The sequence below is a fragment of the Nocardia sp. NPDC057272 genome (genome assembly GCF_042668615.1).
Classification (GTDB): Bacteria; Actinomycetota; Actinomycetes; order Mycobacteriales; family Mycobacteriaceae; genus Nocardia.
Map to the genome: position 1 here is coordinate 1 of NZ_JBHUYK010000024.1, position 12,946 is coordinate 12,946.

Consider the following 12,946-nt stretch of genomic DNA (forward strand, 5'->3'; position numbering starts at 1 on the left):
CGCCCGGAGAAATCCGGGCGGGGGCCGCTTCTTCGTGTCGGAGGTGGCTCGGTCGGCCGACCGTGGTCAGGACCGCCCGAGCCGTTCTCAGGCCGTACGTGCCCGCTGGGCCGGTTCCACCGCGGTCCGGACGAACTTCGCCACCCGGCCCAGCGCCGAACGACTCTCCGGCATGCTCGGCAGGATGCTCATGAACGCGTGCACCTGTCCGCGCCACAGCTCCAGGGTGTTGGGCACGCCCGCGGCGGTGAGCCGGTGGGCCATCAGTTCACAGTCGTAGCGCAGCAGCTCGTCCTCGGCGGCGATGAGCAGCACCGGCGGCATCCCGGCCAGATCGGCGTTGACCGGCGACAGCGCGGGATCGAGCGGACCGGCGTGCTCGGCGCCCAGGTGGACGACCGCCTCGAGGCCCTTCAGCGGAATGTAGGCGTCCCGGTTGACATTGACGTAGCCCTCTTTGGCCCGGTAGTCCAGATCGAGCAGCGGGCTGAGGCCGACGAGGGCGGCAGGCAGCGGCAGGCCGATCTCGCGCGAGCGGATCGCGGTGGCGAAGGTCAGGAACCCACCCGCCGAGTCACCGGCGAACACGATGCGCGCCGGATCGGCGCCGTGACGCAGCAGCCAGCGGTAGGCGAGCACACAGTCGTCGATCGAGGCGTCGATCGAACCAGGCAGTTGCCGGTATTCGACATTGAGGACGGGCAGTCCGGTGCGCCTGGCCAGTCCGGCCACGACCGCGCGGTGTGTCTGCAATCCGCAGACCGCGAAGCCGCCGCCGTGCATGTACAGCAACGCACCGTGGCGCAACGCGCGGGATCCGCCCGCGGGCCGCACCATTTCCATCTTGAAGCCCTGGAGCTGGATCTGCTCGCGCTCGATACCGTGCGGTTCGGGCCGCAGCCGCGACAGCAGGTCGACCGCGACGGCGCCGACCGGAATGGTGGCCCGGTTGATGGGCACGGTGCGCAGCAGCGGTCCGATCAGGCCGAGGCAGGCGCCCATCAGGACTCGCGAGGAGGTACTGGTCCGGCCGGAGTTGACGATGATGCCCGAGTCCGGCCTCTCGGCGGTGCTGATCGGGGCCACGGGCGCGAGCCCGCCCATCACGCCGGTGATCTTTGTGGCTACCATCGCGCACCTACCTCTACAGCTGGCGCGTCGACCCCTGACCAGGCGTAAACCCCCCGGATCGGATGTCGGCGCTGACATCTAACACAGTGATGTTTCACACATCGACGCTCACATAATCAGATCAACGTCTTGTCTGTCTCAGTTATCGCCCGACACACCCGGTCACGAAACGTTCGTGACCAATTCGTCGACGTGTCGGAACCTCCCCGTCTCCGGGGCGGACGGGACTGGCAGACTTGCCACCTATGCGCGGAATCATCTTGGCGGGCGGCACCGGTTCACGGTTGCACCCGATCACGCGCGGGGTGAGCAAGCAGCTCGTCCCGGTCTACGACAAACCCATGGTCTACTACCCGCTGTCCACCCTCATGCTGGCAGGGATCGACGACATTCTGGTGATCACCACGCCGGAGGACGCCGACGCGTTTTCCCGGCTGCTGGGCGACGGCAGCCAGTTCGGCGTCGCGATCAGCTATGTGGTGCAGCCCGAACCCGACGGGCTCGCGAGCGCCTTCGTCCTCGGGGCCGATCACATCGGCAACGAACCGGCGGCGCTGGTCCTCGGCGACAACATCTTCCACGGGCCCGGACTCGGCACCAGCCTGGAACGCTTCCACGACATCGACGGCGGCGCGGTGTTCGCCTACTGGGTGAAGGACCCGACCGCCTACGGCGTGGTGGAGTTCGATCAGGGCCGCGCGGTCTCCATCGAGGAGAAGCCGAAGGTCCCGCGCTCGAACTACGCCATCCCCGGCCTCTACTTCTACGACAACGACGTGGTCGAGATCGCCCGCGAGCTGAAGCCCTCGGCGCGCGGGGAGTACGAGATCACCGATATCAACCGCGCCTACCTCGAGCAGAACCGGCTCAGTGTCGACGTGCTCGCCCGCGGCACCGCCTGGCTCGACACCGGCACCTTCGATTCCCTGCTCGACGCGGCCAATTACGTGCGCACGATCGAGGAGCGGCAGGGCCTCAAGATCGGCGTGCCCGAGGAAGTGGCCTGGCGCCGCGGCCTCATCTCCGACGAGCAGCTGTGCAAGCTCGCCGAACCGATGGTGCGCTCGGGCTACGGCCGCTACCTGCTGGATCTGATCGACCGCGGAAAAGACTGGTAGCGCATGGAATTTCGTGAACTGGCGATCCCCGGCGCCTGGGTGGTGACGCCGCGTCTGCTCGGCGACGACCGCGGCATGTTCTGTGAGTCGTTCAAGGCCTCGGAGTTCGAGAAGGCCACCGGGCGCCCGTTCGAGCTGCACCAGGTGAACACCTCGGTCTCGGCGGCCGGGGTGCTGCGCGGCATCCACTACACCGACGATCCGCCCGGTCAGGCCAAGTATGTGACCTGTGTGCGCGGCGCGTTCCTGGATGTGGTGGTCGACCTGCGGCCGGGCTCGCCGACCTACGGCCGGTGGGACAGCGTGCTGCTCGACGACGTCTCGCGGCGCTCGGTGTTCCTGTCCGAGGGTCTCGGTCACGCCATTCTCTCGCTGGAGAACCGGTCGACGGTGACCTACCTGTGCTCGCTCGAGTACTCCCCCGAGTTCGACAGGGACCTGGACGCCTTCGATCCGCGCCTCGGCATCGAATGGCCGACCGAGGGCCGCGACGGCCGCCCGCTGACCTACGTCCGCTCGGCGAAAGACGAAGCAGCGCCGAAGTTTTCCGCCTGATTCACGTGAAACCACGAACGGCACCACCTGCGAGAGGTGGTGCCGTTCAGCGTTTTCCGATCAGGCGACCGGTTCGAGGACCTTCGCCTCGACGACCGGTGCGTCCTGGGCAGGCTTGCGGAACCTGGGCAGGAAGACCGTCAGTGCGACCAGCGCGCCGACGATGGTGACGCCCGCCGCGAACTCGAGGCCCGGTCGGTAGGTGTCGAGCATCTGCTGCGGAGTGGCACTCGTTCCGTGCCCGCCGGAGGTGACGATGGCGGTGGTCACCGCGAGCACGATGGCCGCGCCGACCTGCATCGAGGTCTGCAGCACGCCTGCGGCCAGACCCTGCTCGTCGTCGTCGATACCGCTGGTGGCCTGCACATTGATGGCGGGGAACCCGACCCAGCCGATGCCGATCAGCAGGATCGCGGGCAGCAGCACGGTGAAGTAGCCGGGCGCCGTGTCGATCCGCAGGAACAGCAGGTAGCCGATCGCCATCACGCTCATGGTGACCGCGATGACCGGTCCGGTGCCGAAACGGTCGATCAGCTTCTCGGAGAAGAAGGCCGATCCGACGACCAGGATGCCGACCGGCAGCAGGGCCATCGCCAGCTTCAGCGCCGACCACTCCAGGGTGTCCTGCATATACAGGGTCACGATGAACTGCCAGGAGAAGTAGGAACCGGCGACCGCGATGATGGCCAGGCTGGCTCGCACGAGCGAGGCCTTGCGCAGGATGCCGAGGCGGACCAGCGGGTGCTTCACCCGCTGTTCGGTGACGACGAACGCGGCGAACAGGGCGATCACGGCGAGGAACGAACCGATGGTGCGGCCCGAGGCCCAACCGACTTCCGGCGCGGTGACCACGGTGTAGACCAGCAGCAACATGCCCGCGGTGGACAGCAGCGCGCCGAGTAGATCGTGTCCGCCTTCTTCGGCCTTACCGTCCTTGGGCACCAGCACGAACGCGGCGGCCAGGGCGGCGAGCGCGATCGGGACGGGCAGCAGGAAGGTCCAGCGCCAGCCGACGCCGGTCATCAGGCCACCGAACAGCAGGCCCATGGAGTAGCCGCCCGCGCCGAAGACGGTGTAGATCGACAGCGCCTTGTTGCGCGCTTTTCCTTCGGCGAACGTGGTGGTGATGATCGACAGACCGGTCGGCGCGGTGAACGCGGCGGCCAGGCCCTTGATGAAGCGGGTGGCGATCAGCAACGCGGGGTCGCTCACCAGACCACCGACGAGCGATGCGACCGCGAACACCGCGAGGGCGATGAGGAAGACCTTGCGGCGGCCGAGCAGGTCGGCGGTGCGTCCGCCCAGCAGCAGCAGGCCGCCGTAGCCGAGGATGTAGCCACTGACGAGCCACTGCAGGGTGGAGGTGGACAGATCGAGTTCGGCGCCGATGGACGGCAGCGCGACGCCGATCATCGAGACGTCGAGTCCGTCGAGGAAAAGGACGATGCACAGAGTGATCAGCATTCCCCAGAGGCGGAGGGGCCACCTGGTGGGATCGGTCGCCTGATCTGCGGCCGAGAGCGTTGCTGGCGAAGTCATGCGGAGGACATTACATGCGTGTGCATTAATTGCCAACACATAAAATGCCGTTGCATGAACATGCGCCAACCACTAAGATGGGGCCATGAACCCGGCCGTAACGTCAGCTCGGCGCACCGAAGCGCCCACCGAGCTGGTCGGTCAGTGGCGTGAACTACTCGGCAGGCATGCCGCCGTGAGTTGCGCCCTGGAGAAGGCGCTCCAAAGGGACCACGAGATCGGCCTCAGCGAATTCGAAACGCTGGACCGACTGGTCGACGCGGCGTGTCAGAAGTACCGCATGACAGAACTGGCCCAGGACATCTACCTGAGCCAGAGTGCGCTCTCGCGCGCGGTGGCCAGGCTGGAACGCGACGGCCTGGTCGAACGGAGCATGTGCGATCTCGACCGTCGCGCCATCTTCGTCCAGCTCACCGACAAGGGCAGGGCGGTCTACGACCGAGCCCTGCCCACCCACCGTTCGGTGCTCGCCGGTTCGTGGGACAGCCCTACAACGTGCCCGTAGCCGCCGCGGTGATATCGGTGAAAGCACGCCGGTACCGATCACATTCGGCAGGCTTGTCCAGATAGGTGCTGCCCGCGAAGGTCTCCACGTAGACCACCGGCGGCTCCGGTCGATCCACCGAATCGTCGACCCCGAAATCCAGGATCACGAACCGGCCCGATTCGAGACCCGCGTGGTAGCCGGAATCGCCGGGAACCACCTGGATCCGCACCGTTTCGCGCTCGGCCAGCTCCCGTAATCGCGCGAGCTGGCCCGCGCGGACCCGGTCGTCACCGATCACACGGGTGAGCACCGACTCGGCCAGCACCACGTCCAGTCGCAGCGGCGAATCTGTCCTGGTCACCAGAGCCTGCCTGGCCGCCGACACCCGCAGCCTGCGCTCGAGCTCCGCCTCGGTGAGCCCGGGGATCGTCTGCTCCAGCAGCGCTTTCGCGTAGTCCTCGGTCTGCAACAGGACAGGGACGAGGCCGTCCTCGTAGAGCGCGAGCCCCGACGCGGCTTCCTCGAGGCCGATGTAGACCTCGAATCCCTCCGCGATCACGTCGCCGTAGCTCGTCCACCAACCCCGCGCTTTGGTTTCGCGAGCCAAGGCGGCCAGCGGTTCGACCAGATCGGCCGGCGCGCCGTACACCTTGCACATGGCCTCGACGTCGAGGCTGCGCAACGACGTCTGCCCCGTTTCGATCCGCCAGATCTTCGCTTCCGACCACTCCAGTTGCGCCGCCGCGGTTCTCGTCGTCATCCGCGCACGATTGCGCAGGTCACGTAAGTGCCTGCCCAACTGCCTGCGCGGCATCGTGGAACCGGTGACGCCCTGTGGTGAAGCCATACTTCCCCCCTGTATCCGAACTCCGGTCTCCGGACAGAACTTTCGGAGACCGACCTACGCAGCCGACATATTCGGATCTGCGTACGGATTGTTTCACAATGAATCGGACACCGCGCAAGACCTATTTTTTCTTGCGGAACCGCCAGAACTGCACCGCACGAACGTCTTCGGAGAGCTGACTCACCGGCTCGGCGACATCGGACAGCGCCTGGAACAGGCCGTCGGCCAGGTCACTGATGTGTTCGACGCGGCCGGCCAGCCGGGCGGCGTTGTCGGCGAATTCGAGCATCAGGCGGACCGAGGCCGCGATGGTGAGCCCCAGCGGGATCGACACCAGCGCGGCGAGCACCCCCAGCACCGCGGAGGCTTTCCACATCAGCACGGTGAAGGCGATCGGCAGGCCGATGCCGAAGGACGCGACACCGAGCACGTAGGCCAGCGGTAGCAATGTCCTGGTCGCGGGCCTGCGGAACTGCACGTCCAGCAGCGAACGGGCGGCTTCGGCGGCCCACTGTTTGGCGGAACCGGTACTGCGGAACGGCTCTTCGAACCCCGCGTCACGCGCCAGCTCGGCGTCGTAGGAGACTTCACCGGCACGATCAGGCCGCTTGCCACCGGCCTCTTTCCAAGAGAGCCAACGGGATTCGGCGTCGAATTCCTCGACATCCTCGTCGTTCGACTCGGGGGTGCCAGGCGCTTCGGTCATGCTTCGAATCCTGCCCGCTTTCGACCCCGACGCCAACCGCTCGGCACCTTACCTGCGATAGCGAAGGTTACCGGACTGAGACGAAGCAGACACTCTCGAATATTTTTCGGTAACGGCGTAACGAGTCGGCCACCTCCCGCCGATACGCCCATGAACGCAGGAACAGAGCTCTTCGGGGAATGGAGAACACAGTGCGCACGACGTTTCCGACCACCACTACGGCCGCCGACAAAGGTGCCGCCGCGCAGGAGTACACCGCGCGTGGATGGACGGTCGCTGAAACCACCAACGGTCTGTGCTTGATCACCGACGACGAGGTCTCGGCCATCGAGATCACCGGTGAGATCGCGGGCGACGTTCGCCGCTTCCTGCGCGCCAACAACCTGTCCGGCCCCGTGATCGAGATCCCGGGCCAGGAGCGCCGCGAGATCCACCTGGTCACCGGTGTCCGCAAGGCCGCCATGGCGATCGAGGCCATGCGGGAGGCCGGCGTCATCGTGCACACCGACGGTGCCAGCATCCCGCTGCCGCCGACCCAGCTCGCCGCGGGCAGCGCCTCCTGGGGCGTCGCGCCCACCGAGGCTCGCTGGATCCCGCCGGTCGTCGCCCTCGGTGCGGCCGTCCGCTCGGCGATCGCCCGCAGGCAGACCGGCAAGCAGGCAGGCAAGCGCGCGGCGCTGACTCTGGCCAGCTGACCTGAACCAGCCCGAACCCGCGATCCGCGACGCCTCCCCGACGTCGCAGCTCGCGGGTTTTCGGCGTTTCCGGCCATCGCCCGCCCCAGTGGGCGTAAGCATGGAGTATGGCTCCACGTTCGCTGTTGCGTACCTGTCCGCTGTGTGAGGCCGTCTGCGGTCTCACGGTCACCCTCGACGACGCCGACCAGGTGCTGTCGGTCCGCGGCGACCGCGACGACCCGTTCAGCAAGGGCTTCCTGTGCCCGAAAGGCGCCAGCTTCGGCAAGCTCGACAGCGATCCGGACCTCGTTACCACCCCGCTGATCCGCGACGGTGACGGCTTCCGCGCGGCAGGCTGGGACGAGGCGTTCGACCTGATCGCGGCGGCGTTCGCCGAAATCCCCCGTGGCGCGTCCGCGGTGTACCTGGGCAACCCGAACGCGCACACCGTCGCGGGGGCGCTCTATCTGCCCGTCCTGATCCGGGCACTGAGCACCCGTCACATCTACACCGCGAGCTCGGCCGATCAGATGCCCAAGCAGGTCGCGGCCGGGCTCATGTTCGGCGACCCGCTGACGGTCCCGGTCCCCGACCTCGATCGCACCGACTTCCTGCTGATGCTGGGCGCCAATCCACTCGAATCCAACGGGTCGCTGTGCACCGCGCCCGACTTCCCCGGGCGGTTGAAGGCGTTGCGGGCGCGCGGGGGCAAGCTGGTGGTGGTCGATCCGCGCGAGACCAGAACCGCGGCGCTCGCCGACCAGCACCTGTTCATCCGGCCGGGTTCGGACGCGTATCTGCTGTTCGGGGTCGTGCACACGCTGTTCGACGAGGGTCTGACCGACGTGCGCGTCGACGTGGCCGGACTCGACGAACTGCGCACGGCCGCCCTCGATTTCCCACCGGAAGCGGTGGCCGAGCGCACCGGCATCCCCGCGGGCACCATCCGCGCGCTGGCCCGCGAACTCGCGGCCGCGCCCACCTCGGCCGTCTACGCGCGGATCGGCACGTGCACCGCCGAGTTCGGCACGCTCACCCAGTGGCTGGTCGACGCCGTCAACACCCTCACCGGCAACCTGGACTCCCCCGGCGGCGCCATGTTCGCCGATGCCGCGGCGGGCGGGGTGCAGCGCAGCAAGCCGTTCCGCCTCGGCCGCTGGACCAGCCGGGTCCGCGAGCTGCCGGAAGCCATGGGCGAACTCCCCGTCGCCACCCTCGCCGACGAGATCGAAACACCGGGTGAGGGGCAGATCAAGGCGCTGGTGACGGTGGCGGGCAACCCCGTGCTGTCCGCGCCGAGTGGTGCGCGACTCGACCGTGGCCTGGCCGGGCTCGAGTTCATGGTCAGCGTGGATCGGTACGTCAACGAGACGACCAGACACGCGAACGTGATCCTGCCGCCACCGCGGTCGGTGCAGTCACCACACTTCGATTTCGCGCTGCTGCAGTTCGCGGTGCGCAATTACGCGCGCTACTCGCCGCCGCTGGTTCCGCTGGGCGAGCGGCCCTCGGAATCGGCCGTGGTGGCCCGGCTCGCGGCCGCGGTGAGTGGTCAGCCGCATGCCGGGACGGGCGCGGCCAGCCCGATCGCGATGGTCGACGAGCTCGTGATCGCCGGCACCCTGCACAAGGCCGACATGAGCGAGCGCCGCGACGAGCTGACCGGCAACGACACCACCGAACAGCGCCTCGATCTGATGCTCAAGCTCGGCCCGTACGGCGCGTGGAACGGCGGCGACCTGAGCCTGAAAACCCTCCTGGACAACCCGCACGGCATCGACCTCGGCCCACTGCGCCCACGACTGCCCGGTGTCCTGCGCACCGCGTCGAAACTGGTCGAGCTGGCACCGCCGCAACTGCTCGCGGACGTGCGGCGCCTGCGCGCCGGACTGGCGAGCACCGCGCCCGCGATGGTGCTGATCGGACGACGTCAGCTGCGCTCCAACAACAGCTGGATGCACAACATCGCGGGTCTGGTCGGTGGCTCCAACCGCTGCACGCTCCAGGTCCACCCCGACGACGCGACCCGCCTCGGCCTGGGCGAACAGGCCGAGATCACCTCGGCGGCGGGCTCGTTGACGGTGCAGGTCGAGCTCACGCCGACGATCATGCGCGGCGTGGTGAGCCTGCCGCACGGCTGGGGCCACGGCGCGAGCACCACCCAATCGGTCGCGCTGGCGCACGCGGGCGTGAACGCCAATGTGCTGACCGATGATTCGGTGGTCGACGTGGTGTCCGGAACCGCTGTGTTCAACGGTGTACCGGTGACGGTAGGTCCGGCCTGATCAGTCCGGGCCCGGAAACCGTTGCGCAAACTCCGCTTTCATCCCATTCGCAACAATGGACACGCCCCACCGGCAGTGAGAGTCCCCTAGACTGGGTGAGATTGCGGTCACAGCGGGGGTTTCGTCTAGAAGCCCGCATCAACCGGTACGGCTAGCAGAGGGGGCCCCGATGCCCGAAAAATTCGTCGGCAGCGACGGAGAACACGAGCTACAGGACACGTTGGGCACCTCGGACAGAGCCGAGCGCTTCTACGACGACCAGGTGATCGACTATCTGAATCCCACGATGGTCGATTTCGTCGCCCGGATGGACATGGCCTTCATCGCCACCTCCGATTCACACGGCGAATGTGACTCCAGCTTCCGGGCGGGGACCCCCGGATTCCTGCACGTGATCGACGATCGCACGATTGCGTACCCCGAATATCGAGGTAACGGGGTGATGGCCAGCCTGGGCAATATCCTCGAGAACCCGCACGTGGGAATCCTGATGATCGACTTCGTTCGCGACCTCATCGGCCTGCACATCAACGGAAGAGCCCGCATGGTCGCCGACAGCGAGCTGCGCGACGACGTCACCGACCTGCCACCCGCCGAGCGAGGAAAGACCTCGCAGGTGTGGGTGGTGGTCGATGTCGAAGAGGCCTACATCCACTGCCGCAAGCACATCCCGCAGATGGTGCCGGTCTCGCGGGACCAGCGCGAATGGGGCACCGACAACGTGCGTGCCAAGGGCGGCGACTACTTCGGCGTCAAGGCAGGCAAACGGGCACCGGCCATCGCCGAGGCCAGCTAGCTATCTACTTGATCTTGAAGATCACCACACGCTGCACGACGAAGTTGATGACGGTTGCGGTGCCCTGCGCGATCACGAACGCGAGGGGCTGGCGCCACCACTCGTCGGGCAGCGCGAAGTACAGCGCCGCGTTGATCCCCACCTGCACCGCGAAGGTCACCGCGTAGAGCGCCACCACCGCGAAGAACCTGGCCCTGCTCGGCTCGGCCTTGAACGTCCAGCGCCGGTTGATCAGGTACGCCGTGGTGGTGCCCGCGACGAAACTGATCGCCTTCGCCAGGCTCACCGGCAACCCGAGCAGATTCAGCAGCAGGCTGTAGATGCCGTAGTCGACGATCGCCGACAAACCACCCGTCAGCGTGAACCGCACGATCTGCGTCTTGAGGTCTACATCGGTCCCGCCGGGCTCGTCGACCAGGGGAATTTCGGCGGGCAGCGGCAGATGCGGTTGGGCTTGCACGTGAGAAGCGTACGAGACCGGCGCACTGTCCTGCCACGTATACCCGCCATGCATGTAGCCTCTTAGCCGATGTCTGAGAACATTTCGACCACCAACGATGAGGCGTTCGCGCTCCCTACGCGCACCCGCAAGCTCACCGGTTGGGGTCGCACCGCACCCACCTCCGCCGAAGTGCTCTCGACCAGCGATCCGGAATTGATCGCCAAGGCCGTGAGCATGGTGGCGCAGGACAACGACTCGAAGCCGGCGCATCTGCGACGCGGCGTGATCGCGCGTGGCCTGGGCCGCTCGTATGGCGACAACTCGCAGAACGCGGGCGGCCTCGTGATCGACATGCCCGCGCTGAACAAGATCCACAGCATCGACGCGGCCACCCGCCTCGTCGACGTGGACGGCGGCGTCGACCTCGACCAGCTGATGAAGGCAGCGCTGCCGTTCGGCCTATGGGTTCCGGTCCTACCCGGTACCCGCCAGGTCACCGTCGGCGGCGCCATCGGCTCCGATATCCACGGCAAGAACCACCACAGCGCCGGTAGCTTCGGCAACCACGTGCGTTCGATGGATCTGCTCACCGCCGACGGTGTCGTCCGCACGATCACCGCCGAGTCCGATCCGGAGCTGTTCTGGGCGACCATCGGCGGCTGCGGCCTGACCGGCATCATCCTGCGGGCCACCGTCGAGATGACCCCCACCGAGACGGCGTACTTCATCGCCGACGGCGATGTGACCAGCACCCTCGACGAGACCATCGCCTTCCACAGCGACGGCTCCGAGGACAAGTACGAATACAGCTCGGCCTGGTTCGACGCCATCAGCCCGCTGCCCAACCTGGGACGCGCGGCCATCTCACGCGGCAACCTGGCCAAGGTCGACCAGCTGCCGAAGAAGCTGCAGAAAGACCCGCTGCGCTTCAACGGCAAGACCTTCTTCACGCTGCCCGATGTGTTCCCCAACGGGCTGGCCAACAAGTACACCTTCGGGCCGATCGGTGAGATCTGGTACCGCAAGTCGGGCACCTACCGGGGCAAGGCGCAGAGCCTGACCGCCTTCTATCACCCGCTCGACATGATGGGCGAATGGAACCGCGGCTACGGCTCCAACGGCTTCCTGCAGTACCAGTTCGTGGTTCCGCCGGAGTCGGTCGAAGAGTTCAAGCGCATCATCATCGACATCCAGCGCTCGGGTTTCTACTCGTTCCTCAACGTGTTCAAGCTGTTCGGCGAGGGCAACCAGGCGCCGCTGAGCTTCCCGATGGCCGGCTGGAACATCTGCGTCGACTTCCCGATCTCGCGTGGGCTCAACGAGTTCGTCACCGAACTCGACCGGCGCGTGCTCGAGTTCGGCGGGCGGCTCTACACCGCGAAGGACTCGCGCACCTCGGCCGAGACCTTCCACAAGATGTACCCGCGGATCGACGAGTGGATCAAGGTCCGCCGCAGCGTCGACCCGAATGGCGTGTTCATGTCCGATATGGCCAGGAGGCTGGAGCTCCAGTGATCAACGCAGTTGGCAACCCGCAGACCATCCTGCTCTTCGGCGGCACCTCCGAGATCGGTCTCGCGATCGTGGCCGAGTACCTGGCCAAGAGCCCGGCCCGGGTCATCCTGGCGAACCTGCCCGGCGACCCGCTGCTCGAGAACGCCGTCACCCAGGTGAAGGCCGCCGGCGCGACCCAGGTCGACGTCGTCGACTTCGACGCGCTCGACACCGAGTCGCACCCCAAGGTCGTCGACTCCGCGTTCGCCGCGGGTGACGTCGACGTCGCGATCGTGGCGTTCGGTGTGCTCGGCGATGCCGAGGAGCTGTGGCAGAACCAGCGCAAGGCGGTCATGACCGTCGGCATCAACTACACCGCCGGTGTGTCGGTGGGTGTGCTGGTGGGCGACAAGTTCAAGGCCCAGGGCCACGGCCGGATCATCGTGATGTCCTCGGTGGCCGGTGAGCGCGTTCGCCGCTCCAACTTCGTCTACGGCTCCACCAAGGCGGGCCTGGACGGTTTCTACCTCGGCCTCGGCGAGGCGCTGCGTCCCTTCGGGCCGCGCGTCACCGTGATCCGGCCGATGCAGGTGCGCACCTCGGCGACCAAGGCCCACTGGGAAGCCACCGGCTCCAAGGAAGCCCCGCTCACCGTCGACCCGGAAGACGTCGCCAAGCTCGCCGTCACCGCGTCGGAGAAGGGCACCGAGATCGTCTGGGCGCCGGGCGAGGCCCGCTTCCTGATGTCGGCCCTGCGCCACGTGCCGCGCCCGATCTTCCGCAAGCTCCCGATCTGATCGACTGCGTTTCGGACTGCCGCATCATCCCCGGATGGTGCGGCAGTTCTGCTTTACGGCTCCACTAGGCTG

Annotated in this window: 13 protein-coding genes; 8 read left to right on the top strand and 5 right to left on the bottom strand. The window is 67.0% G+C overall.

Annotation, left to right across the window (positions count from 1 at the left end):
* Positions 1-87: 87 nt before the first annotated feature.
* Positions 88-1,131 (bottom strand): alpha/beta hydrolase, encoded by a 1,044-nt coding sequence (locus ACFULV_RS26530; RefSeq protein WP_378638081.1) that lies wholly within the window; start codon positions 1,129-1,131, stop codon positions 88-90.
* A gap of 245 nt (positions 1,132-1,376) precedes the next feature.
* Here ACFULV_RS26530 and rfbA point away from each other — a divergent pair, with 245 nt between their 5' ends.
* Both rfbA and ACFULV_RS26540 read left to right on the top strand, forming a co-directional pair.
* Positions 1,377-2,249 carry a glucose-1-phosphate thymidylyltransferase RfbA gene (gene rfbA / locus ACFULV_RS26535; RefSeq protein WP_378661201.1) on the top strand — a complete coding sequence of 291 codons (873 nt, stop codon included), beginning with the start codon at positions 1,377-1,379 and terminating at the stop codon, positions 2,247-2,249.
* Between the two features lie 3 nt (positions 2,250-2,252).
* Positions 2,253-2,804 (top strand): dTDP-4-dehydrorhamnose 3,5-epimerase, encoded by a 552-nt coding sequence (locus tag ACFULV_RS26540; protein WP_266295138.1) that lies wholly within the window; start codon positions 2,253-2,255, stop codon positions 2,802-2,804.
* A gap of 60 nt (positions 2,805-2,864) precedes the next feature.
* Here the strand turns inward: ACFULV_RS26540 and ACFULV_RS26545 are convergent, their stop codons facing one another.
* Positions 2,865-4,343, bottom strand: coding sequence for an MFS transporter (locus ACFULV_RS26545; RefSeq protein ID WP_378661203.1), 1,479 nt, complete (start codon positions 4,341-4,343; stop codon positions 2,865-2,867).
* 85 nt (positions 4,344-4,428) lie between these two features.
* Here ACFULV_RS26545 and ACFULV_RS26550 point away from each other — a divergent pair, with 85 nt between their 5' ends.
* Positions 4,429-4,848: a MarR family winged helix-turn-helix transcriptional regulator gene (locus tag ACFULV_RS26550; protein WP_378638073.1), complete on the top strand. Its 420-nt coding sequence runs from the start codon at positions 4,429-4,431 to the stop codon at positions 4,846-4,848.
* On the opposite strand, the gene ACFULV_RS26555 is transcribed toward ACFULV_RS26550, so the two are convergent.
* Together ACFULV_RS26555 and ACFULV_RS26560 are read right to left on the bottom strand one after the other, a co-directional pair.
* The gene (locus tag ACFULV_RS26555; protein WP_378661205.1) at positions 4,832-5,677 is read right to left on the bottom strand and encodes a helix-turn-helix domain-containing protein; all 846 of its coding nucleotides are present in this window, start codon (positions 5,675-5,677) and stop codon (positions 4,832-4,834) included. The genes ACFULV_RS26550 and ACFULV_RS26555 overlap by 17 nt on opposite strands.
* A gap of 121 nt (positions 5,678-5,798) precedes the next feature.
* The gene (locus ACFULV_RS26560) at positions 5,799-6,383 is read right to left on the bottom strand and encodes a DUF4282 domain-containing protein (protein WP_378661208.1); all 585 of its coding nucleotides are present in this window, start codon (positions 6,381-6,383) and stop codon (positions 5,799-5,801) included.
* 191 nt (positions 6,384-6,574) lie between these two features.
* Between ACFULV_RS26560 and ACFULV_RS26565 the strand changes: the two genes are divergently transcribed.
* From ACFULV_RS26565 to ACFULV_RS26575, 3 genes are all read left to right on the top strand, one after another.
* Positions 6,575-7,078, top strand: coding sequence for a hypothetical protein (locus tag ACFULV_RS26565; protein ID WP_378638065.1), 504 nt, complete (start codon positions 6,575-6,577; stop codon positions 7,076-7,078).
* A 107-nt stretch (positions 7,079-7,185) separates the two neighbouring features.
* Complete coding sequence (locus ACFULV_RS26570) at positions 7,186-9,345, top strand: molybdopterin oxidoreductase family protein (RefSeq protein WP_378638063.1); 2,160 nt, start codon at positions 7,186-7,188, stop codon at positions 9,343-9,345.
* Positions 9,346-9,514: 169 nt separating this feature from the next.
* Positions 9,515-10,141: a pyridoxamine 5'-phosphate oxidase family protein gene (locus ACFULV_RS26575; RefSeq protein WP_378638060.1), complete on the top strand. Its 627-nt coding sequence runs from the start codon at positions 9,515-9,517 to the stop codon at positions 10,139-10,141.
* Between the two features lie 4 nt (positions 10,142-10,145).
* Here ACFULV_RS26575 and ACFULV_RS26580 read toward each other — a convergent pair whose 3' ends face one another.
* Positions 10,146-10,601 (bottom strand): GtrA family protein, encoded by a 456-nt coding sequence (locus ACFULV_RS26580; RefSeq protein ID WP_378661211.1) that lies wholly within the window; start codon positions 10,599-10,601, stop codon positions 10,146-10,148.
* Between the two features lie 81 nt (positions 10,602-10,682).
* Between ACFULV_RS26580 and ACFULV_RS26585 the strand changes: the two genes are divergently transcribed.
* Entirely contained in the window at positions 10,683-12,098 is a 1,416-nt protein-coding gene (locus ACFULV_RS26585; protein WP_378638109.1) for an FAD-binding protein, read from the top strand.
* Positions 12,095-12,874 (top strand): decaprenylphospho-beta-D-erythro-pentofuranosid-2-ulose 2-reductase, encoded by a 780-nt coding sequence (locus ACFULV_RS26590; RefSeq protein ID WP_378661214.1) that lies wholly within the window; start codon positions 12,095-12,097, stop codon positions 12,872-12,874. Before ACFULV_RS26585 ends, ACFULV_RS26590 begins: the two co-directional genes overlap by 4 nt.
* Positions 12,875-12,946 lie beyond the last annotated feature (72 nt).